This window comes from Gluconacetobacter tumulicola, from assembly GCF_014174215.1.
GTDB classification, from domain to species: Bacteria; Pseudomonadota; Alphaproteobacteria; order Acetobacterales; family Acetobacteraceae; genus Gluconacetobacter; species Gluconacetobacter tumulicola.
In genome coordinates this window covers 205,579-227,319 of record NZ_JABEQL010000004.1, presented here as the reverse complement: position 1 = coordinate 227,319, position 21,741 = coordinate 205,579, and the positions used below count along the sequence as shown (strand labels likewise).

Annotated in this window: 23 protein-coding genes, 1 tRNA gene and 1 other RNA gene; 11 read left to right on the top strand and 14 right to left on the bottom strand. The window is 64.8% G+C overall.

The genetic code is table 11. The features are described 5' to 3' along the window. Positions 1-226 (bottom strand): hypothetical protein (locus tag HLH29_RS19405; protein WP_220791371.1); only part of this gene is annotated, 226 nt, incomplete at its 3' end. A 168-nt stretch (positions 227-394) separates the two neighbouring features. On the opposite strand from HLH29_RS19405, the gene HLH29_RS04825 reads away from it, so the two are divergent. From HLH29_RS04825 to HLH29_RS04810, 4 genes are all read left to right on the top strand, one after another. Then, positions 395-883, top strand: coding sequence for a hypothetical protein (locus tag HLH29_RS04825; RefSeq protein ID WP_220791370.1), 489 nt, complete (start codon positions 395-397; stop codon positions 881-883). Between the two features lie 120 nt (positions 884-1,003). Beyond that, positions 1,004-1,471, top strand: coding sequence for a hypothetical protein (locus HLH29_RS04820; protein ID WP_182964862.1), 468 nt, complete (start codon positions 1,004-1,006; stop codon positions 1,469-1,471). A 68-nt stretch (positions 1,472-1,539) separates the two neighbouring features. Continuing rightward, positions 1,540-1,914 carry a GIY-YIG nuclease family protein gene (locus tag HLH29_RS04815; protein WP_220791369.1) on the top strand — a complete coding sequence of 125 codons (375 nt, stop codon included), beginning with the start codon at positions 1,540-1,542 and terminating at the stop codon, positions 1,912-1,914. Between the two features lie 309 nt (positions 1,915-2,223). Beyond that, positions 2,224-2,478 carry a DUF2171 domain-containing protein gene (locus HLH29_RS04810; protein ID WP_182964860.1) on the top strand — a complete coding sequence of 85 codons (255 nt, stop codon included), beginning with the start codon at positions 2,224-2,226 and terminating at the stop codon, positions 2,476-2,478. A 75-nt stretch (positions 2,479-2,553) separates the two neighbouring features. Here the strand turns inward: HLH29_RS04810 and HLH29_RS04805 are convergent, their stop codons facing one another. Beyond that, positions 2,554-2,982, bottom strand: a complete 429-nt coding sequence (locus HLH29_RS04805) for a hypothetical protein (protein WP_182964859.1) — start codon at positions 2,980-2,982, stop codon at positions 2,554-2,556. A gap of 44 nt (positions 2,983-3,026) precedes the next feature. Then, positions 3,027-3,548, bottom strand: coding sequence for a DUF1269 domain-containing protein (locus HLH29_RS04800; protein WP_182964858.1), 522 nt, complete (start codon positions 3,546-3,548; stop codon positions 3,027-3,029). Positions 3,549-3,982: 434 nt separating this feature from the next. On the opposite strand from HLH29_RS04800, the gene HLH29_RS04795 reads away from it, so the two are divergent. Genes HLH29_RS04795 through HLH29_RS04785 form a run of 3 tightly spaced genes read left to right on the top strand, consistent with a single transcriptional unit; the run spans position 3,983 to position 6,448 of the window. Then, positions 3,983-4,792 (top strand): MetQ/NlpA family ABC transporter substrate-binding protein, encoded by an 810-nt coding sequence (locus HLH29_RS04795; protein WP_182964857.1) that lies wholly within the window; start codon positions 3,983-3,985, stop codon positions 4,790-4,792. Beyond that, positions 4,786-5,820 (top strand): methionine ABC transporter ATP-binding protein, encoded by a 1,035-nt coding sequence (locus tag HLH29_RS04790; RefSeq protein WP_182964856.1) that lies wholly within the window; start codon positions 4,786-4,788, stop codon positions 5,818-5,820. The genes HLH29_RS04795 and HLH29_RS04790 overlap by 7 nt, the downstream gene beginning before the upstream one ends. Beyond that, positions 5,801-6,448, top strand: a complete 648-nt coding sequence (locus HLH29_RS04785; protein WP_182964855.1) for a methionine ABC transporter permease — start codon at positions 5,801-5,803, stop codon at positions 6,446-6,448. The genes HLH29_RS04790 and HLH29_RS04785 overlap by 20 nt, the downstream gene beginning before the upstream one ends. Positions 6,449-6,593: 145 nt before the next feature. On the opposite strand, the gene mgtA is transcribed toward HLH29_RS04785, so the two are convergent. From mgtA to ssrA, 6 genes are all read right to left on the bottom strand, one after another. Continuing rightward, complete coding sequence (gene mgtA, locus HLH29_RS04780) at positions 6,594-9,125, bottom strand: magnesium-translocating P-type ATPase (RefSeq protein ID WP_182964854.1); 2,532 nt, start codon at positions 9,123-9,125, stop codon at positions 6,594-6,596. Positions 9,126-9,188: 63 nt separating this feature from the next. Beyond that, on the bottom strand, positions 9,189-10,094 hold the full coding sequence (locus HLH29_RS04775; RefSeq protein ID WP_338030177.1) for an MIP/aquaporin family protein: 906 nt from the start codon (positions 10,092-10,094) through the stop codon (positions 9,189-9,191). 2 nt (positions 10,095-10,096) lie between these two features. Beyond that, positions 10,097-10,489: a VOC family protein gene (locus HLH29_RS04770; RefSeq protein ID WP_182964853.1), complete on the bottom strand. Its 393-nt coding sequence runs from the start codon at positions 10,487-10,489 to the stop codon at positions 10,097-10,099. A gap of 46 nt (positions 10,490-10,535) precedes the next feature. Then, complete coding sequence (locus tag HLH29_RS04765; RefSeq protein WP_246373791.1) at positions 10,536-12,200, bottom strand: fumarate hydratase; 1,665 nt, start codon at positions 12,198-12,200, stop codon at positions 10,536-10,538. A gap of 103 nt (positions 12,201-12,303) precedes the next feature. Further along, positions 12,304-12,855 (bottom strand): SspB family protein, encoded by a 552-nt coding sequence (locus HLH29_RS04760; protein ID WP_182964852.1) that lies wholly within the window; start codon positions 12,853-12,855, stop codon positions 12,304-12,306. Between the two features lie 181 nt (positions 12,856-13,036). Next, positions 13,037-13,376: a transfer-messenger RNA gene (ssrA, locus tag HLH29_RS04755) on the bottom strand. 65 nt (positions 13,377-13,441) lie between these two features. On the opposite strand from ssrA, the gene thyX reads away from it, so the two are divergent. Continuing rightward, the gene (thyX, locus tag HLH29_RS04750; protein WP_182964851.1) at positions 13,442-14,392 is read left to right on the top strand and encodes an FAD-dependent thymidylate synthase; all 951 of its coding nucleotides are present in this window, start codon (positions 13,442-13,444) and stop codon (positions 14,390-14,392) included. Positions 14,393-14,402: 10 nt separating this feature from the next. Here thyX and HLH29_RS04745 read toward each other — a convergent pair whose 3' ends face one another. Further along, positions 14,403-15,269, bottom strand: coding sequence for an MOSC domain-containing protein (locus HLH29_RS04745; protein WP_246373789.1), 867 nt, complete (start codon positions 15,267-15,269; stop codon positions 14,403-14,405). 385 nt (positions 15,270-15,654) lie between these two features. On the opposite strand from HLH29_RS04745, the gene HLH29_RS04740 reads away from it, so the two are divergent. Together HLH29_RS04740 and HLH29_RS04735 are read left to right on the top strand one after the other, a co-directional pair. After that, on the top strand, positions 15,655-16,470 hold the full coding sequence (locus HLH29_RS04740; RefSeq protein WP_182964850.1) for an MlaA family lipoprotein: 816 nt from the start codon (positions 15,655-15,657) through the stop codon (positions 16,468-16,470). Positions 16,471-16,484: 14 nt separating this feature from the next. Beyond that, complete coding sequence (locus tag HLH29_RS04735) at positions 16,485-17,090, top strand: MlaC/ttg2D family ABC transporter substrate-binding protein (protein WP_182964849.1); 606 nt, start codon at positions 16,485-16,487, stop codon at positions 17,088-17,090. Between the two features lie 86 nt (positions 17,091-17,176). On the opposite strand, the gene HLH29_RS04730 is transcribed toward HLH29_RS04735, so the two are convergent. The 3 genes from HLH29_RS04730 to HLH29_RS04720 all read right to left on the bottom strand — a co-directional run bounded on the left by HLH29_RS04730 (position 17,177) and on the right by HLH29_RS04720 (position 19,728). Further along, on the bottom strand, positions 17,177-17,731 hold the full coding sequence (locus tag HLH29_RS04730; RefSeq protein WP_182964891.1) for a GNAT family N-acetyltransferase: 555 nt from the start codon (positions 17,729-17,731) through the stop codon (positions 17,177-17,179). Between the two features lie 160 nt (positions 17,732-17,891). Next, a complete protein-coding gene (gene ettA / locus HLH29_RS04725) occupies positions 17,892-19,571 on the bottom strand; it encodes an energy-dependent translational throttle protein EttA (RefSeq protein WP_182964848.1) in 1,680 nt (559 codons plus the stop codon). Between the two features lie 83 nt (positions 19,572-19,654). After that, positions 19,655-19,728, bottom strand: a tRNA-Ile gene (locus HLH29_RS04720). Positions 19,729-19,889: 161 nt separating this feature from the next. Between HLH29_RS04720 and ppa the strand changes: the two genes are divergently transcribed. Further along, the gene (gene ppa, locus HLH29_RS04715; protein ID WP_182964847.1) at positions 19,890-20,417 is read left to right on the top strand and encodes an inorganic diphosphatase; all 528 of its coding nucleotides are present in this window, start codon (positions 19,890-19,892) and stop codon (positions 20,415-20,417) included. A gap of 41 nt (positions 20,418-20,458) precedes the next feature. On the opposite strand, the gene HLH29_RS04710 is transcribed toward ppa, so the two are convergent. After that, positions 20,459-21,685: a glycosyltransferase family 4 protein gene (locus tag HLH29_RS04710; RefSeq protein ID WP_182964846.1), complete on the bottom strand. Its 1,227-nt coding sequence runs from the start codon at positions 21,683-21,685 to the stop codon at positions 20,459-20,461. Positions 21,686-21,741 lie beyond the last annotated feature (56 nt).

Genomic DNA, 21,741 nt, shown 5'->3' with positions numbered 1-21,741 from the left:
GGTCCATGGCAAAGGCCCAGTTCGCCATTCTCTTCGGTGAACGCTTCGCACGCGCCACCGTCTGATCAACAACGTGAACAACGCCTCGCACACGAAATTCCTGACAGTCCCTATCCTCGGCGGTCGTGATAACGCCTTCGGCACGACAGTCTTCACAGTAAGGCGTCATATGTCGGATCGTCTCTGACAACTTTCTCCACTTCGCATCATAAACTTGTTTGGCCATTCTTTCTCCTAATCAAATGCTCCAATATTTAACGTAAATCGGCTGATTTTTTCTCTTATTAATAAATAGAAATACGGACAATGTTTCCGCAAACAAAAGTCATTTAAGTGTGAGAGAGAGAAAACAATGACAAACTTAAATCCAAACCTAGACGAATACCTTGATCTTATGATCGAGACAGCCACCAATGATATTGGCTTCAAGCGTTGGTCTGACCTCAAGAGGAACATCGACAACCGCATAGATCGTGGACAGATGTATGTCACACCATCAGAAGCCAAAGGCATCCGATACAACAGCAGGAAAAACAAGGCTATACGACTATATAACATGCCGGTCGAACTCGCGGTCATGGTTAGTCATGCTCTGGACGATAAACCAGAAACAATATCTTTTCCCGATCCAGAACCTATTCAGCCACACGAGCTCGAAGCAATCGCCGTTGGCTTGGAATGCGGCACCATTTCAGCACAACAGGTTCGTGAAGTCTTGGAAATGCCTTCCATTGATGAAGACGATATCAAGAAGCCCACGCCACTCGATCACAGCCTCTGGGATATCAAGGTGAAGCAATCGACGGTCGCGCTTAATGAGGCGGCGACAGATCTCATGGTGTTTTGCCGTCAATGGGCGCAAGCTCTTCGGGATAAAAAATAACATTAATCCGATAAATCGAATAACCGGTATTTATTTTCAGTCGAGTTCTAGATTTTTCCTATTGAAAATACAAAACAACATGTCATTCTTTCTTTCGAAACTTCACCAATGAGAATGACTATGAATTCACGGCTCTCGAATCTGGACACCAAGTGGTATAAGACTCTGTATAAGCTTGCCTTATGGGGATTTATAGGAGCATCCGTTTCTATATTGAACTCATTTAACATGTTCTATGCTGGTACAATAGAAAAAATAATAGGAACTCCTGACGGAATTTATATGAGATCAGGAGCTATTTTCGTTGCTGTTTTGATTATAACTGGTGCCTTTACGTTAATATCTGAAAAAGATTCCGCGCTACGGTCTCTCTCCAAAGAAGAGATTAGAACGAACTTACAGACGTTATTATCCTTCTTTTGGTGTCAATCTGTATATTTTTTAACATCGTGCGTTCCATTCGGTCCGAATGCGCGCCTTGCTATATATCAGCAAAATAACCTTCCTATATTTTTAGGATTTTTTGCCTCTGTATTGGCATTGCAGTGGTTTGTAACATTTGTCACCCCCAACCAAAAGAAAGTCTGAATCAAATAAGATTTATACTTAGAATGGCCATTTAGACCGCTCCAAGAGCTATATCCAGTAAATACGGAATGAACTGGATATATGACAATGAACCATTTGAGCCAACAGAAGCCATACGGGGAATCGTTTATCGAATGTCCCTCGATGGCTTCTGGTATATTGGCAAGAAGACCATCAAGAGCCCAAAAGGCAAGCCGACGAAATATCAGGACTATTTCGGTTCAGGCAAGCGATGGCTCCAACACATTGGCGGCCGAGAGCAAGAGGTAGAACGACAAGTCGTCTATCTATGCGCGAATAAGACCGAGATGGATTATTGGGAATCTTATCTTCTCTATTCGACTCACGCGATCTTCCGAGAAGATTCCATGAACGACAACGTGTCGATGATTACCAACAGGAGAACATCGAAGAACTTTATCAACAAGCCGGAGACCATATGAGCATAAGCAACGCACCACAGGCATTTCAGGAGGTTATATCCAATCTAGCCGCGATATACACCGATCCCGCGACTTACGTTTCCATACTCGCGCAGTTGAAAATCGCAGTGTCACTGGTTCGATTCCGGTCTTGGGCACCATTTCCATAAAAATACCTTCAAATCAAAATCCTGGTTTCGGGCCTCGACCCGCACGGTGTGCGTTCGAGGCGGAATTCCATCGAACATGCATTTAAAAAAGATCACAGGGCATCCTTCCGGAGGCCGGGCCGTTGTTTTGCCGGGGCGGCGAAACAAGGAGCAGAATCCCATGATCGCGCTATCCGATATTCATGTCGGCATGCATGTCGTCGGTTCAGACGGCCAGCCGGTCGGCAGAATCCGTGCCGTGGAAGGCGCAACGCGGCTCCTTCTCCAGGACACCACGCTGGCGGACGGGGATACGCATTACCTGCCCACGAGCCATATCGTGGAGATCACCGATCAGGTGCGTCTCGATTGCTCGGGGGCCATTGCACGCACGCTCTTCGACAAGGATCTGCCGGCAGGCGAGAACACGACATAGACGGTCGGAACCATCATCGGCATCGTGACGCAAGAGCCGCCCGGGACACTCCGGGGCGGCCCTTCGTCATATCGTTTACGACTTGCGGCAGAGTTTCTTCAGAATCACCACGCCGGTTGCCACGACGGCGATGGCCGCCACGGTACGGACCAGCGGACTCATATTCCCAATCGAACGCGCGGGCACCTGCCCGCTTTCCAGCTTCGCCAGCGCGCCCTGCGCGCGGTCGGCGACCTGGCCGAGCAATGTCGCGGCCTGCTCCGCGCGCTCTTTCGAATTGCCGACCTTTTCCAGAACCTTCGTGTTCAGCTCGTTCACCTGGCCAACCGCGGTATCGCCAAGTTCCTGCAACTGTTTGGCGGTCTGGCGCAGGGCGGTCGCCCCGCTCCGCAGGCCCCAGGATTTGAATTCGGTCCGCAGGGCCTTGTCCGTCTCCCGAAGATCTTCCCCGAGGGTATGAAGATCGGCCCGGAGCTTTTCGACCTGATCAGAAATATTGGCCACGATCTCTCTCCCGTTTTCTGCTCGGTGATGTGGCGCCCGCCCTGTCAGCCGGAGCCGGCCAGGAACGCCTGGCGCAGCTTCTGCTCCGCCTCGGGCGACAGGGACGTCTGGACGATGTGGGGATTGCCTTCGAGCGCGCGCAGATGGTCCACGACCTTTCCCGGCTCGACCTTCCGCACCAGGACGAACAGTTCCGATGTCCCCGGTTTCAGATTGGCGCCCACTTCCCTGATGAAATGGTCGTTGATTCCATAATCGAAGAGCGCGCCCCCGCCGGCGCCCGCGACCCCTCCCGTCAGCGCCCCGACGGCGAAACCGGCCAGCGGGTTCATGAAGACCAGCCCCACCAATGTTCCGAGCAGCATCCCACTCCAGAATCCGTCCAGCGCACCGAGCGCCACCGTATGAACCGACTGGTCGAGATGCAGCCGACCGTCATCGGTACGGCGCACGACAACCGCGTCATCAACATCAACGAGATACGCGTTTTCGAGTTTCCATATTTCCTCGCGGGCGCGGGTGGCGCCGTCGAGCGTATCGAAGCCAAGAACCACGAGATCGGACATGTCCTGCCTCCTTCGTCACGCGGGGGAATCTGCCCCGCTGCCTGGTTTTTCGCCACATGAGAAGACGCCCATTCCCCGTGACCCGCAAGGCCAACCGCACCGGCCGGGCCGGCGGCTCGCCTGAACGTGCGCGGACGCAGGGCCACCACCCATCGGAAGGGAATTTTTCATATTGAGATCGTGATATAAATATCGCACGCGACAATCGCTTCCATAGCGTCCATCCGCTTTCTTCCGTCGCGCATTGTTCGATCAAGATATTGTATATAAATAATTCTTTTGCCGGATATTTTCATCCCTGACGGCGTGCGAGCGAAATACAGGCAGGAGTGCCCTCCTGCTTCTTCATGCACATCCCTGTCTTGATCGGGGGACACCCGACCATATACAACGCACGGAATGCGTATATTTCTTCTCCTGATCGGGGCCCCTCAATGACTTCTCTTTTATCCCAGCCCCGCCGGGCCTTTCTGGGCCTGCTGGCGATGGCGCCGCTGCTGCGGGTTGCCCGTGCCGCCGGGCAGAAGACCCTGCGCATCGGCATCATGTCCGGCGAGGACGAGGATATCTGGCGCCTGATCGCCACCCATGCCGCGCAGGCCGGCCTGACGCTGAAGATCGTGACCTTTTCGGACTATAACGCGCCTGACGAGGCCCTGGCGGAGCATGAGCTGGACGCCAACGCCTTTCAGCATGGTCCGTTCCTGGAGGCCCAGAAGGCCGCGCACGGCTATGGCATCGTGCCGGTGGGCAATACCTATTTCTCGCCGATCGGGCTGTATTCCACCCGCTGGCCGTCGGTGGCGGCGCTGCCGAAGGGCGCCGTGATCGGCGTGCCGAACGACCCGAGCAACGAGGGCCGCGCCCTGCGCCTGCTGGAGGTGCTGGGGCTGATCAAGCTGGCACCCTCGGCCGGCCTGCTGCCGACCGCGCTGGATATCACCGACAATCCGCGCGACCTTTCGGTCAAGGAACTGGATGCCGGGATCGTCGGCCGCACCCTGCCCGACCTGGATGCCGCTGTCGTCAATACAAACTGGGCGTTCAAATCGGGCATCCAGGTCGACAAGCAGCGGATCGGGCAGGAAACGCTGGCCAATAACCCGTATGTCAATTTCGTCGCGGTCAATGCGGAAGACGCCAAGGCGCCGTGGATCGCGCCGCTGATGAACGCCGTCCATCAGCCGGACGTGCGGCAGGCCATTCTGGACATCTATCACAACGCGATCGTCCCGGCATGGTGACGAGCCTTCTGCGGGTCGAACATGCCTGCCGCCGCTTCGGCGGCCAGACGGCACTGGACGATGTCTCGTTTCAGGTACGGCCCGGCGAGATCCTGGGCATTATCGGTCGGTCGGGCGCGGGCAAGACCACGCTGCTGCGCTGCCTGAACGGGCTGGAACGGCCCGATAGCGGGCGCATCCTGATCGAAGACCGCGACATCACGACCCTGCCCGAGCGCGAGCTGGTGCAGGTGCGGCGGCGGATCGGGCTGGTGTTCCAGCATTTCAACCTGCTGAATTCCCGCACCGTCGCCGCCAATATCGAACTGCCGCTGCAGATTGCCGGCATGCCGCGCGACAAGCGCCGGGCGCGCGCCGACGAATTGCTGGAGCTGGTGGGGCTGACGGGCCATGCCGACAAACGCCCCGGCCAGTTGTCGGGCGGCCAGAAGCAGCGCGTGGGCATCGCGCGGGCGCTGGCGGCGCATCCGGCGCTGCTGCTGTGCGACGAGGCGACATCGGCGCTGGACCCGGAAACCACGCTCTCCATCCTCGACCTGCTGCGCGACATCAACCGGCGGCTGGGGCTGACGATCATCCTGATCACGCACGAAATGGATGTGATCCGCCGCATCGCACAGCGGATTCTGGTCATGGACCATGGCCGCGTGGTGGAGGACGCGGAGACCGCGCAGGTCCTGCGCGGCGGGGCGCGGCACGATGTCACGCGGGCCTTCCTGCATGGCGAAGCCGCGCGCCTGCCCGACGCCCTGCTGGCCCGGCTGCGCCCGGACCCCTTTGCCGGGGGCGCCCCCGTGGTGCGCCTGACGCTCGATACTGGGGCGACCGGCACGCCCGTGCTGTCGATCCTGGCCCGCCGCCACGGGATCGACGCCACGATCCTGCAGGCCGGCATGGCCGAAGGCCGCACGCACATGCAGGCGGAATGCGTCGTGCGCCTGTCGGGACATGATGACGGGGCCATGGGCTTTCTGCTTCAGGCCAGCCCGTCGATGGAGGTACTGGGCTATGTCCCGGCTGATTCTTGATCTGATCTTGCACGCCACGGTCGAGACCATGGAAATGGTGCTGGCGTCCGGCCTGATCGCGGTGATCGGCGGGCTGCCGCTGGCCATCCTGCTGATTGCGACCGCGCCGGGCGGCATTCTGCCCCTGCCGGCATTCTCCCGCGTGCTGGGGCTGGTGGTCGACGCCGCGCGGGCGGTGCCGTTCATGATTCTGCTGGTGCTACTGATCCCCGTCACACGGCTGGTCGCGGGCACCGCGCTGGGCACCGGGGCGGCCATCGTGCCACTCTCGATCGCCGCCGTGCCCTATTTCGCGCGCATCGCGGAAGTGTCGCTGCGCGAGGTCGATCGCAATCTGGTCGATGCCGTGCGCGCGATGGGCGGCACGCGCTGGATGGTCATCCGCTTCGTCCTGCTGCCCGAGGCGCTGCCCGGCCTGATCTCCGGCCTTACGGTCACGCTCGTCACGCTGGTCGGGGCCTCGGCCATGGCGGGCGTGATCGGCGCCGGGGGGCTGGGCGACCTGGCGATCCGCTATGGGTACCAGCGCTTCAATACGACGATCATGCTTTCGGTCGTCGCGGTGCTGATTGCGCTGGTGACTTTGATGCAGGCTGTCGGCAACAGGCTGGCGCGTCGGCTGCGGTGAAGAAAGATCTCTTCTTTTTCTGAAGAAAAAGAAGCAAAAAGACTTTTGATTCGTTCAGGGACATCGCGCGCCCCAGCAAAAAATTCCTGAACGAATCAAAGTTTTTTGGTTCTTTTTTCAAAAAAGAACAGAAACCGATCCCCGCCTAGTTCTTCCCCGCCGCCATACGCTTCACAAGTTGGGCCGCGACCAGATAACCCGCCGTGATCCCGCCCATCGCCAACAGCACGGCGGCACCAGGCACGGCGAAAGCGAGCCAGCGCCCCGCGATCGTGAAAGGCAGGACCAGGGCCACACTCAGGGCGCACAGGGCGGAGACCAGGAGCCACGGATCGGGTGGGGTGCGCCAGGGCAGGCCGCGTGTGCGGATCAGAAAGACCACGAGGATCTGTGTCGCGATGGATTCCTCGAACCAGGCGGTGCGGAATTCCGGCGCCGCGACGTGGAAACCATAGAGCAGCACGACAAAGGTAATCCCGTCGAAGACCGAGGAGAGCGGCCCCATGATCCCGGCATAGCGGACGATCCCGCGCATGCTCCAGCGTTGCGGGTGGCCGAGATCGGACGGATCGACGGTATCGAACGGGATACCGATTTCTGACAGGTCGTAGAGGAGGTTGTTGAGCAGGATCTGCGTCGCCAGCAGGGGCAGGAAGGGCAGGAACAGCGACGCCATGGCCATCGAGAGCATGTTGCCGAAATTGGAGCTGGACCCCATGCGGACATATTTGAGGATGTTCGCGAATGTGCGCCGCCCCTCGGCCACACCATCAGCCACCACATTCAGGTCCGGGGCCAGCAGGATCATGTCGGCCGCCGCCCGCGCGACGCCGGTCGCGCCATCGACGGAAAGCCCGACATCGGCCGTGCGGATGCCCGGCGCGTCGTTGACGCCGTCGCCGAGGAAACCGACAGTCTCGCCCCTGGCCTGCAGGGCACGGACCACGCGCACCTTCTGGTCGGGGGTCAGGCGACCGTAAAGCGCGACCCCCTGGACCCGCGCGGCCAGGGCCTCGTCGCTCAGCATCTCCAGTTCCGGGCCGGCCAGGACGGCGTCTGCGTTCAATCCGACCAGCCCCGCGATCCGCGCGACCACCAGCGGGTCGTCTCCCGACAGCACGTTCACGCGCACGCCGGCCGCCGCCAATCGTTTCAGGGCAGCGGCGGCACTCTCCTTCGGGGGGTCGGCGAAGGTGCAGAACCCCTCGAAGATCAGATCCGCCTCATCACCGGGCGCCAGCGCATTGGCGGGCGTGGCGCAGGGTTTGGTGGCGACCGCGATGGCACGGAGACCCTGGGCGGCAAGGCCGTTCAGCCGGGCCGTGATCGCGTCACGCGCCGCGTCGTCGAGGGCGGGTGCGTCCGTGCCCGCCCGTCGCCGATCGCAGACCGCCAGGATCGCTTCCGGCGCGCCCTTGCAGATCAGCACGCACTCCCCGGGCCGCGCCGCCAGCACGGAGCCACGCCGCCGCTCGTAATTGAACCCGATCCGGCCTTGCGCGGTCCAGCCCTCGGCGGCTCGTGGCGCGGCGGTGGCGAGCGCGCCATCCATGGCGCCGCGATCGCCCGCAAGCTCGGCGCACCGGCCGGCCAGCGTTGCGATATGCGGATCGTCCTCGCCGCTGGCATTGAGGCTGCCGGCCAGAACGATCTCGGCCGAGGTCAGGGTGCCCGTCTTGTCGGTGCAGAGAACCGTCATGGCGCCGAGATCGTGGATCGCGGTCAGCCGCTTGACGATCACCCGGCGCCGGGCCATCCGCACGGCGCCGCGCGAGAGGGTGACGGTGGTGATCATCGGCAGCAGTTCGGGCGTCAGTCCCACCGCCAGCGCCACCGCGAACATCAGGGATTCGATCAGGGGCCGCCCGAACAGCAGGTTGATCACCAGCACCGCCACGGACAGGACGCCGGCCGCGCGCGCGACGACCAGGCCGAGGGCGCGCAGATCGCGCTGGAACGGCGAAGGTGCGGTGTCCTCGGCCAGCACGGACGCGACCGCGCCGAACAGGGTCTTGCGCCCGGTGGCCACCGCCAGGGCGGTCGCCTCGCCCGTCTGCGCGATCGCCCCGCGGAACAGCGCGTTCGCCGCGTCGGCGGGCGAGCGGGAGAGAATGGGACCGGGGTGCTTTTCCACCGGGTAGGGCTCGCCGGTCAGCGCCGCCTCATTGGCGGTAAAGCTGGCGACCTCCAGGACCAGGGCATCGGCCGGAATGACATCGCCGGTCCGCACGCGAAAGACATCGCCCGGAACGACCTCGGCGGTGGGGATGCTGACGAATTTTCCATCGCGCCTGACTTCCGCCGTCAGCGCCACCGATTGCCTGAGCGCCTCGGCCGCCCGGGCCGCACGGCCTTCCTGGATCGCGTCCAGCGCGATGGAGCCGATGATGATGGCGGCGATGATGCAGGCGCTGGTCACGTCGCCCATGCCCGCCGACACCCCGGCGGCGAACAGCAGCAGCAGGATCAGCGGCTCCAGAAACCGCCGGCCGATCGCGATGACGGGCGAGAGCCTGCGGATGGGCCGGTCGGTGTTCGGGCCGATACTGGCCAGACGGGCCGCTGCCTCGCTGCCCGTCAGCCCCTGCGCGCCGGATGCGACCGCGGCAAATATGGCATCCGGCGACTGGGTCCAGAACGGCGTCGAGGCTTTCGTTGCGCGCGGCGGATGATCCATCCCCCTCCCCTCTGCCCTGTGACGATCCGGAAGGACGGCGAAAGCGGCTCCGGCCGGGTGACGTTATTCCGTGAGGGACCGCCGCCGCCACGGTAGCAGATAGGGCGCGCGCCCATGGTGGCCGAAATGGGCCACCCGCGCCTCGTGCAGTTCGATCGCGCCCAGGACGCCCAGCCGCGCCAGCGCCACCGTCACCGCCGCACCCGTGAACGGGGCCACGCCATAGATCCAGAAACTGCGCCACTGGCCGGAGAACAGTGCCGGCCCCAGGCTGCGGGCCAGGTTGGTGCTGTCGCCCGACAGCCAGGCCTCGAACGGATTGAGCATGAAGAAGAGCGGGCCGGCCACCAGCGGCGTCACCCAGCGCAGGCCGGCGGTCCCGCCGGTGAACAGCAGGGTCCCGATCAGCAGCGCGGTGGTGCAGACCTCGCCCAGGAAGGGCCAGGAGAGCGGCACCGCCGCCGAGGGGATGGTGGCGGCGAAATGAGTGACCCGCGACCACACCGCCCAGCGCGGCCAGAGCAGCCCCACCAGCGCGACCAAGCCGGTGCCCAGGACCGCGCCCGTCAGCTGGGCGGCCATGTAGCCCAGCATGTCCCGCCACGCCAGGCGTCCCATCAGGGTGAAGGCCAGCGTCACCGACGGGCTGACATGCCCGCCGCTGACCCGGCCGAAGGGAGAGAGGGCCGCGATGGTGCCGCCCATGCCGAAGAACAGCCCCTGCAACGCCACCTGCAAGGCGGGGTGGGCCGCCAGCACCCGCCCCACCGGGCTGCCGGCCGCACCGAGCAGGACGTTGGTGGCGACGCCGAAGACCATCAGCAGGACGGTCCCGGCGCACTCGCAGGCATACAGGCGGGGATGGACCGGCCGGCCCGGATTCGGCGCCCCGGCCAGCGGCCGGTCATGCGGATGGGGATAGCATGCCGGATCGGATGAAATGGGGGGAACGGAAGCGGATTCGGACACTGCTATCCCTGGTAGGATGCGATCTCGACCAGATTGCCGTCCGGGTCCTCGCAATAGACCGAGGTGACGGGGCCCAGCGCCCCCAGGCGGGCGACCGGCCCGTCGGTGACGCGGACGCCGCACCCTTCCAGATGCTCGACCACGTCGGCGCTGGAAACGGCGGTGATGAAGCAGAGATCGTTGGTGCCGGGCAGCGCATCGGTGGCCGAGGCCCAGCCTTCCGCCCCCTGGGGGCGGAGATTGAGCTTCTGGCCGCCGAATTTCAGCGCCGTGCGGTTGTTGCGGCCATATTCCTCCCGCTCCATGCCCAGAACCCGCTGATACCAGGACGCCGAGACCTCCAGGTCACGGACGGTAATGACGACATGGTCCAGCCGATCGACGGTAAAGCGCATGGAACGGGGATCTCCTTGTAGACGGATGGCGGGGCGGCGCCCCGACTCAGCCCGTCAGGCCTTCGTAGAAATCATTGCCCTTGTCGTCGATGACGATAAAGGCCGGGAAATTCTCGACCTCGATCTTCCAGACCGCTTCCATGCCCAGTTCCGGATATTCCAGAACCTCGACCTTGCGGATGCAGTCCTTGGCCAGCCGCGCCGCCGGGCCGCCGACCGAACCGAGATAGAAGCCGCCATATTTGTGGCACGCCTCGCGCACCGCCTTCGACCGGTTGCCCTTCGCCAGCATGACGAACGACCCGCCGGCAGCCTGGAGCATGTCGACATAACTGTCCATGCGCCCGGCGGTGGTGGGGCCGAACGAACCGGTCGGCAGCCCGTCCGGCGTCTTGGCCGGGCCGGCGTAATAGACCGGATGGTCCTTCAGGTACTGCGGCAGGCCCTCGCCGCGCTCCAGCCGCTCGCGGAACTTGGCATGGGCGATGTCGCGTGCCACGACCACGGTGCCGGTCAGGGACAGGCGGGTCTTGACCGGGTACTGCGACAGTTGCTTGCGGATCTCGGTCATCGGCTTGTTGAGGTCGATCTGCACCTCTTCGCCGCCCAGATGCTCGTCGGTCGTCTCGGGCAGGAAGCGCGCGGGATCGGTCTCGAGCTGTTCGAGGAAGAAGCCGTCGGCGGTCACGCGGGCCTTGATCTGCCGGTCGGCCGAGCAGGACACGCCGATGCCCACCGGCAGCGACGCGCCATGGCGCGGCAGGCGCACCACGCGCACGTCATGGCAGAAATATTTGCCGCCGAACTGCGCGCCGATGCCCAGGCCCTGGGTCAGCTTCAGGATCTCCTGCTCCATCTCCAGGTCGCGGAAGGCGTGGCCCTGCGGGCTGCCTTCGGTCGGCAGGCTGTCCAGCCACTTGGTCGAGGCCAGCTTGACCGTCTCCAGCGTCTGTTCGGCCGACATGCCGCCGATCACGACCGCCAGATGGTAGGGCGGGCAGGCCGAGGTGCCCAGCGTGCGCACCTTGACGTCCAGCCATTTCAGCAGGTTTTCCTTGGTGGACAGCAGGGCGCGGGTTTCCTGGAACAGGAAGGTCTTGTTGGCCGACCCGCCGCCCTTGGCGACGAACATCAGGTCCATCTGCTCGGCATGGTAGTCGCCCGGTGTGGCCGAGATGTGGAACTGCACCGGCAGGTTGGTGCCGGTATTCACTTCCTCGAACATCGACAGCGGCGCCATCTGCGAATAGCGCAGGCTGGTGCGGGTGTAGGTGTCGTAGACGCCGCGCGAGAATGCCTCTTCCTCGTTGCCGTCCACCCAGACGCGCTGGCCCTTCTTGCCGTAGATGATGGCGGTGCCGGTATCCTGGCACATCGGCAGCACGCCGCCGGCGGCGATGCTGGCATTCTTCAGCAGGTCCAGCGCCACGAAGCGGTCATTGTCCGACGCCTCAGGGTCCTTCAGGATCTTGGCAAGCTGGGCCAGGTGGCCGGGGCGCAGCAGGTGCGCGATGTCGTGGAAGGCGCGGGCGGCGAGTTCGCCCAGTGCCTCGGGCTTGACGTGCAGCACGGTGCGGCCGTCGCAGACCGTGGTGTGGACCCCTTCGATCTCCAGCCGCCGATAGGGCGTGTCATCGTCATGGAGCGGAAAGAGCGGGCCGTAGACGAATGGCTTCAACGGCGGCTTGGGGGGGGTGGATGAGGCGTTCAATGGACAGTCTCCCTCTGTGTGCCTGTCTCCCCCGGATTGGTTCCGGGTGGTGGCGATGCACGGAGAGCCCGGCCGCATCCGGGCCCCCCGGATGGTGTACGGTTCAGCCCGGACCGGAACCCTTCTTGCGGAAGGCGGCCAGGCTGACCACTTGTGGCGAGGACGGCGCTTCCTCCGCGGGTTCCGCGGCCTCATCCGCCGGGGCCGCCAGTTCGGAGGCGGCGGGCGCCTCGTCTTCCTCGACCGCCGGCTCGGGCGGGGTAAAGCGTAGCGCGAGCCGGACATGGGGATCGGCGAAGGCGGTCACGGCGTCGACGGGAATGACCAGGGTCGACCCCACGCCGCCGAAGGACAGGCCGACCGAAATGGTCTGCGCGTCCTCATCCACCTTCAGGTCCCAGAACTGGTGCTGCAGCACGATGGTGATCTCGTGCGGATACTGGGCGCGCAGCCGGCTGGGCAGCACCACGCCCGGCCAGTCGGTGCGGTAGGTGATGTAGAAATGATGCCCGTCGGGCAGTCCCTCGCGCCCCACATGTTCCAGCGCGCGCAGCATCACCCCGCGATACGCGTCCTCGATCCAGGAATCATAGGGCAGGAGGCTTTCGGGAATCGTGGTGTCGAAACCGTTTTCCTCGTCGCGATCGTCGGACATGCGGGATACTCCGTACCGTCCGGCCGCCCCATCGGGAGTCGGCCGGGCCATGATGGCCGTGTGGGTCGCGCCACGCCCTGCCACAGCCTTCAGCCATGCGTCAAACCGCGTGAGGGCACAAGGGCTGCCTCGGCAGGTCAGACATCACAACCGCAGGAATAATGGCATGATTTGGCGGCGAAGTGGGAGGGCTTCTGTTGCCCGGTGCCCTCCCGAACCGCGCTTGTCACTTATGCAGCGACAGCGAGCACCTCAGAGTTATCGTTGGCACTTGTAAGTTAGCCCGATGACGGCGGTACAATGCCGGGCAAAAGGCAGGTCTTTACCATGCGTGTCGAGCCTGTTTCGTCCCCATGCTCCCCTGCCCCGAAGGGTCATGGCGGGGAGAGTTCTGGTGGAGACGCCGGGTACTGCCCCCGGGTCCACTACACTTATTCCACGTGCCGTTTATCGCCATAGCCAAGGAGCAAGCCCCTCCGGCACTCCGGTATATAAGGATGCCGCATCATGGGCGCAAGCCGTGTCCGCGGCCGGGGATTCGTGGTATGCGCCCCCTTGGACTCAGCGGCAGGGACGGAGCGCGGCAATGTTTTCAACGGACCAGAAATCGGAAATCGACGCGGCCCGCGCCGACTGGGCCCAGACGCGCCGCACGGTCGTCCCCGCCGTCGAAGAGGCGCTGTACGAGCCCCAGCCCGTGCTGGGCACCGGATTCGTCCGGCTGGTCGATTATATGGGCGGCGACGAAGCCATCGTGCAGGGTGCGCGCGTCTCGTACGGGCGGGGCACGCGCAGCACCTCGGACGACCGGGGGCTGATCCGCTACCTGATGCGCCACCGGCACACCAGCCCGTTCGAGCTGGCGGTGGCCAAGTTCCACGTCCGCGCCCCGATCTTCGTGACCCGCCAGTGGTTCCGCCACCGCACGGCCAGCATCAACGAATATTCGGCCCGCTATTCGGTGCTGGAGAAGGAATTCTATTTCCCCCGGCCCGAGGACATCGCCCACCAGTCGGCCAGCAACAAGCAGGGGCGCGGCGACAGCCTGCCCCCCGATGCCGCCCAGCACGTGCTGGACCTGCTGCGCGAGGACGCGACCCGCTGCTACGACCATTACCTGGAAATGCTGAACCAGGACGAGGAAGGGAATGTCGTCGATCCCGACCGCCCGGTGGTGGCGCGCGAGCTGGCGCGCATGACGCTGCCAGTCAATGTGATGACGCAGTTCTACTGGCAGCTCAACCTGTGGAACCTGCTGCATTTCCTGCGGCTGCGGGCCGATGCCCACGCGCAGTACGAAATCCGCGCCTATGCCGACACGATCCTGAACCTGGTGGAACGCTGGGTACCGCTGACCTACGAGGCCTTCCGCGACTACATGCAGGAAGCGGCCCTGCTGTCCGGCCCCGCGCTGCGGGCCCTGCGCGACGTGCTGGCCGGGCGGGAGGTCGATCTGCAGGCGTCCGGCCTGTCGAAGCGCGAGGTCACGGACCTGATCGGCCTGCTGCCCGAGATCGCCCCCCGGCTGGGAAGATAAAAAGCCGCCCTCAGACCGGTAACAGGTTCGACGGCCCCTCTTTCAGCACCCGCACGTCATCGCCCATCGCGACCCGGCCCGGCCGCACCACCACCGCGTTCTGGCCGAACATGACCCCGCCCCGGGCGCGGCGGGTGCGGGCCAGCGTCGCCAGCGGTTCGCGCGGGTCGGGACTCTCGGCCGTCCGCTGGTCGATGGTCGTCATGATGCAGCGCGAGCAGGGCTTGACGACCCGCAGCAGCGCCTCGCCCACCGCCAGCAGGCGCCAGCCATCCTCGGCCCAGGGTGCCGCCCCTTCCAGCACCAGATTGGGCCGGAAACGGTCCATCGGCACCGGGGACGGCAGGTCGCGGTTCAGGGCGTCCAGCGACGCCCGGCTGGCCAGCAGCACGGCAAACCCGTCGGCGAACCCCACGGTGGCGCCCGGCGGCGCGAAGGCCGGATCGGCCGGCCGCGCCCCCGTATCGTGCAGGTAGACCAGCCGGCAGGGGCGGCCCAGCGCGGCACCGAGCCAGGCGGCCGCCGCATCGCCCGCATCGACGGCCGGCACGCTGTCCTTCCACACCCGTACGATCCGCCGCGTGCCGTCGACGGGCGGAAGGGCGACCGCATGCGCGCCGTGGCCTTCCATCGCCAGCACCAGCCCATCGGTGCCGCGCGCCACCGTCACCAGCGCCATCCGCGCCAGCTGGCGCTGGGTCAGGAAAGCGCCATCCGGGTCGGTGACCATCCAGCGCCGGTCATCCTCCAGCCCGCACGGCCCCAGCCGGCCGGCCGATACCGCGATCCCGCCCAATGACTTGACGGGATGGACATGCAGCGCCACGACCCGCGCCACGCACGCCCCGGCCGCCGGGTCCGTCATATCCTGCATCATTCTTCTCCCTGGCTTCGTGACAGGATGCCGCCGCAGGCGGCCACCGGTCAATCACGGGAACGTGAACGGCTCCGCCCGGCGGCATCCCGCGCCCCCGGTGCGGGTGCTGGCCGCATCGGCCCCGCCGGGCTGTTCCGCGCGATGACGAACCGGACCGTTCCGGTGAAGGAACAGGCCTGACATGCCGCAGGTGGCCTGAAAACCCCTGCCGTCCCCACGCCCGCTCCCCAGGCGCATGACCGGTCGGTCAACGGCGACGATTGCACACGCCGCGTCCCATGCTAGAGAGAGGGTTCGCGGACACGCGTCGACGCCCGCGACATCCATTGGCTTCCCGCGCATTAGTGGCGTTCGGGAACGGCAGACCAGGGAAACGGGAACGAGCATGCGTGCAGTGACAGGATCGAACTTACAGCCATCCCGGTCATGTACTCCCGCCCGCCGCCCGCGCCGGATCACCCGCCTCTTCGCCGGACTGGGGCTGGCCGCACTGGCCGGCTGCGCGGCCCCGCCCCCCAAGGACCCGGACGCGCTGGCCGAATATCGCGAGGCCAACGATCCGTACGAATCCCTCAACCGCAAGATGTACGACGTCAGCATGACGCTGGACAAATATTCCATGCGTCCGGTGGCCAAGGCCTATGTCTGGGCCGTGCCCTATCGCGTGCGGCAGTCGCTGGGCAACATGGTCCAGACGATGAACGAGCCGGTGGTGTTCTTCAACGATGTCGGCGCCGGCAGGCCCCGCCGGGCGGGCGATGCCTTCGTGCGCTGGTGCATCAACATGGTGGCCGGCGTCGGCGGGCTGGTCGATGTCGCGAAATATGCGGGCTATCCGCACCACGACAATGATGCGGGCCTGACGCTGGCGACATGGGGCGTGCCGTCCGGCCCCTATCTGTTCATGCCGATGCTGGGTCCGTCGTCGATCCGCGACGGGATCGGCTACGGCATCGATACCGGCCTGCAACCCTTCAACTACGTTCCCAGGGGCTACGGGCTGCTGACATTCAACTGGGCCTACAACATCATGGGCATGATCAACGGGCGGGCCGACCATCTGGACGCGCTGGACCAGTTGCAGAAAGACGCGCTGGACCCCTACGCCACCATCCGCAGCGCCTACCAGCAGCAGCGCAAGGCCCAGGCCGAAGCCATCCGCAACGACCACCGCGCCACCGTACCCGACTGGTACAACTGAACAGGGACACAGAGATGAAGACAGCCCTCTCCCGTCGTCATGCGCTGGGTCTTGTCGCCGCGGCCGCCACCCTGCGGGTTGCGGCACCAGCCCGCGCCGCTTCCGCCGGCGATGCCCGCGCATTCGTCAGCAGTTTCGGCCAGCATCTGATCGCAATCGTCAATTCCGACCACTCGCTGGCCGACAAGAAGGTCGCGATCCTGCCGCTGCTGCAGGAGCATGTCGACATGGACGCCATGGGCCGCTACTGGCGGGTCGCCACGCCGGAACAGCAGACGCGCTTCCTGGCGCTGTTCCACCAGATCCTGGTCAATTCCATCACCGACAAGATCGGCGATTATCGGGGCGTGACCTTCACGATCGGCAATGTCGCCTCCTCCGGCCCCGATCAGGCGGTGGATACGGTGATCAGCCGCCCCGAACAGCCGGCCTTCAACGCGCAGTGGATCGTCAGCTTCAGCAGCGGCAAGCCCATGGTGGTGGACGTGATGGCCGAAGGCCCCAGCCTGCGCCTGACCACGCGGCAGGATTATGCGTCCTTTCTCGGTCGGCATAATGGCAGCATCGACGCCCTGCTGCATGCGCTGGACCATCAGGTACAGGCGCACGCCGCCCCCTAGAGGCGGTTGTAAATGCGCTGGTGGCGATCCGGCGCGCGTTTCCAATCCGCCTCTCTCACGCTGATTGGAAATGCGCTTCGTCCCCACTATTCCGGCAATCTGACCGGGCGGCGCGGCGGCAGGGGGAGCAGCGGCTCGGGCGCGACGTCGCGGATGCTTTCATAGACCAGCATCTGGTGGCCATCGCGTTCGAAACTGTCGCACTGGGTCATGCCGATCCCGCCCAGGATGGTGCGCGAGGCGATGTTGGTGTCGCGCGTCACCGCCATCACGCGGCGAATCCCTGCATCATGGGCGAAGCTCAGCGCCGCCGAGGCGGCCTCGCGCGCCAGGCCGCGCCCGGCCGCCCACGGCCAGAGCGCGAAGCGCAGGCCGAGCCCGCGCCCGTCCGGGCGTTCGTGCAGGCCGGTCATGCCGATGAAGCGGCCATCCTCGCGAATGATGAAGATTCCGACCCCGCGCCGTGCCCAGCAGGCCATGTCGTCGGCCATGTCGGCCTCGGCCTGCTGGCGGCTGCGCACGCCGCCCAGCATCATGCCGAACGCCCCGGCATCGGCCTTCAGCCGGGCCATATCGTCCATGTCCCGCCACGAGACCGGTTCCAGCACCAGGCGCGGCGTGCGGATCGACCCGCCCGTGATCCGGGGATAGGGCGCCAATTCGGTGCGGTCAGCGGGCTGCCCCCACGGGCCACGGCGCAAATGCCGCGCCCCGGCGGGGTCCGGCCCGTCAATCCCGCGCGGCGGACGCGTCACGGGGGCCCGGCAGGACGATCGGGACGTGCATGGCCGCCCCGGCGGTTCAGCGCGCCAGGGGGCGGTACTTGATCCGTCCCGGCTCGGTCGCATCCGGACCGAGTCGACGTCGTTTGTCCTCTTCATAGGCCTGGAAATTGCCCTCGAACCATTCGACGTGGCTGTCGCCCTCGAAGGCCAGGATATGCGTGGCCAGACGGTCCAGGAACCAGCGATCATGGCTGATGATCACGGCGCAGCCGGCGAATTCGGCCAGCGCGTCTTCCAGCGCGCGCAGCGTATCGACGTCCAGGTCGTTGGTCGGTTCGTCGAGCAGGATGACGTTGCTTTCCTGCCGCAGCATCTTGGCCAGATGCACGCGGTTGCGCTCGCCGCCCGAGAGGATGCCGACCTTCTTCTGCTGGTCCGCGCCCTTGAAGTTGAAGGCGCCGACATAGGCGCGCGACGGCACGGCCCGCTTGCCCAGATAGATGACGTCGGTGCCGCCGGAGATTTCCTCCCAGACCGTCTTGTTGTCATCCAGGCTGTCGCGCGACTGGTCCACATAGCCCAGCTTGACGGTGTCGCCGACCTTCAGCGTACCGGAATCCGGCTGCTCCTGGCCCACGATCATACGGAACAGGGTCGATTTGCCCGCGCCGTTCGGCCCGATGACGCCGACGATGCCGCCGGGCGGCAGCTTGAAGCTGAGATCGTCGATCAGCAGACGGTTGCCGAACGCCTTGCGCAGATCCTCGGCCTCGATCACCGTGCCGCCCAGGCGGGGGCCCGGCGGAATGACGATATCGGCGGTACCGCCCGCACGCTCGGCGTTCTGGGCCAGCATTTCCTCGTAGCGGGCGATACGCGACTTGCTCTTGGCCTGGCGCGCCTTGGGGCTGGAGCCGATCCATTCCTGCTCGGCGGCCAGGGCGCGCTGGCGGGCGCTCTCTTCCTTTTCCTCCTGGGCCAGGCGCTTGCGCTTCTGTTCCAGCCACGAGGAATAATTGCCCTGGAACGGATAGCCCCGGCCACGCTCCAGTTCCAGGATCCAGTTGGTGACGTTGTCCAGGAAGTAGCGGTCATGGGTGATGATCATGACCGTGCCTTCATAGTCGCGCAGGGTCCGCTCCAGCCACGCCACGCTCTCGGCGTCCAGATGGTTGGTCGGTTCGTCCAGCAGCAGCAGGTCGGGCTTTTCCAGCAGCAGGCGGCACAGGGCCACGCGGCGGCGCTCACCACCCGACAGCTTGGTCACCGGGCTGTCTGCCGGCGGGCAGCGCAGGGCGTCGAGCGCGATGTCGATCTTGCGGTCCAGCTCCCAGCCGTCGCCGGCGTCGATCTTTTCCTGCAATTCGGCCTGCTCGGCCAGCAGCGCCGTCATCTCGTCGTCGGACATCGGCTCAGCGAACTTCATCGAGATCTCGTTGAAGCGGTCGACCGCCACCTTCAGGTCGCCGAAGCCCAGCGCCACGTTCTCGCCGACGGTCAGGGACTCGTCCAGCTTGGGCTCCTGCTCCAGATAGCCGATCCGGGTGCCTTCGGCGGCCCAGGCCTCGCCGCCATATTCCTTCTCGATCCCGGCCATGATCTTCAGCAGGGTCGATTTACCGGCACCGTTCACACCCAGCACGCCGATCTTCACCCCGGGCAGGAAGGACAGGGTGATGCCCTTGAAGACCTCGCGCCCACCCGGATACGCCTTGGTCAGGTCCTTCATCACATAGACATATTGCGTGGCGGCCATGACGAAGGCTCCCGATGATCCAGAGTAAAAAGAAAGCGAACGGCCGGCGTTCCCCGGTGGGACGCGCGACGCGGGCTGCGGCCTGCGCCCGGCAGGACTTGAACCCGCAACCAAGCCGTTATGAGCGGCCCGCTCTAACCAATTGAGCTACGGGCGCGCAGGCCGGTCCTCACTTCGCGCATGTGCGGGCTTTTGGCAAGATGCACATTGGCCCGTACCGGCGATTCCCGCCATCGAAACGACGCTTGGCAACCACCGGCGGCGTCGATAGGTTCGGCCTTATTCTGTTCCTGTTTCCAAGAGTTATGGAGCACCGCCATGGATGTGTCGAAAATCTCGCCCGGTCAGAACGTGCCGTTCGATATCAACGTCGTCATCGAGATCCCGCAGGGGTCGTCGGTGAAATATGAAATCGACAAGGACAGCGGCGCCGTCGTCGTCGACCGCATCCTGTTCACGCCGATGGCCTATCCGGCCGCCTACGGCTTCATTCCCGGCACGCTGGCCGACGATGGCGACCCGGCCGACGCGCTGGTGCTGATCCCCGCCCCGGTCGTGCCCGGCGCCGTGATCCGCGCACGCCCGATCGGCATGCTGCGCATGGAAGACGAAAGCGGCCAGGACGAGAAGATCATCTGCGTGCCGCACGACAAGGTGCATCCGCACTATTCCAAGGTCGAGAAGCTGGAAGACCTGCCCGAGATCACCCTGCAGGCGATCGAGCATTTCTTCACCCGCTACAAGGACCTGGAGAAGGGCAAGTGGGTGAAGGTGACCGGCTGGGCCGGCCGCGAGGAAGCGGGCGAGATCATCACCGCGTCGCTGGCCGCCGCCCAGAAAGCCTGATTCTCTTCCCTCCTGCCGCTCCGGGGCGGCAGGAGGGACCTTCAGGCGCCTCGGCCGGCCACCCGGTCGATCAGGTCGCGATAGCGCGCCATATACTCCGCCATGTCGAGCGTGCGTTCGGCCTGCCGGCGCACCGCGCGGCGCAGCCGGGCGGACAGGCGGACATCCTCCAGCACCTCCAGCACGCCCTCGGCGATGCCGTTGGGGTCCAGGAACGGCACCAGCCGGCCGGTGCGCCCGTCAGACAGAAATTCGCGCACCGGCATGGTGTCGCTGCCCACGATCGCGCACCCCATCGCCATCGCCTCACGCAATGACCAGGACGCCACGAACGGGTAGGTCAGGTAGACATGCGCGTCGGACCGGCGCAGCAGCGCGCGGAACGTCTCGTAATCGACCCTTCCCGCGAAATGGACCCGGTCCGGATCGATCTTTCCCGCCAGTTCCGCCATCATCCGCGCCCGCCAGGCACCATGCGGCTGCTTGGCGCCGTAGCTGACGCCATCGCCGCCCACCAGCACCACCCGCACATCCGGTCGCGCCGCCAGAATGCGCGGCAGCGCGCGCATGAAGACATGAAAGCCGCGATAGGGCTCCAGGTCACGCGCCACATAGGTCACCAGCCGCTCCTGCGGCGCGATCACCGTGCCCGCGACATGCAGTGGCCGTTGGAAGGCCGAGGGATCGGGGGAGCAGGCGTCCAGATCCACCCCTTCGGGCAGCAGGGCGATCCGCTCCCGCGCCCAGTCGGGATAGGTCATCCACTGGAAGCGGGTCGGGGTATGGCCGTGTGCGCCCAGCGCCAGTGCCTGGAGATTGACCGCATTCTTGGCGCGGATGGTCGGCCGGATACTCTCGGGCGAAGGAAATTCCGGGTCGAACCCTACATCCAGCGCGTCGGCATGGTAGAAGAATTCGAAATAGCCCAGCAGCGGCACGCCGGGAAACACATCGCCCAGGTTCAGCAATTCCCCCCAGCCGTGATGGCCGATCACGATATCCGGGCGATAGCCCAGATCGCGCAGGCTGGCGGCCGCACGCGCCACGCATTCGGCCCGCAGCAGTGCCAGGTCGAACTCCCGCGCCCCCGGATGCACGCCGTCCAGCCCGCCGCGCGGCAGGCGGTAGGCCACGCGGCGCACCCCGGGGACCTGATTGTCGTTCGGCTCGCTGATGAAGACGATCTCGTTCCCGGGGTCCTGGCCCAGATGCCGCAGCAGGTGCAAAAACTGGCCGGGAAAATTCTGGTGAACGAACAGGTATCTCAAGACATCATCCCGGCAGCCCTGTGGGACGGAAACGGGGCGGACGCACGCCGGCCGCC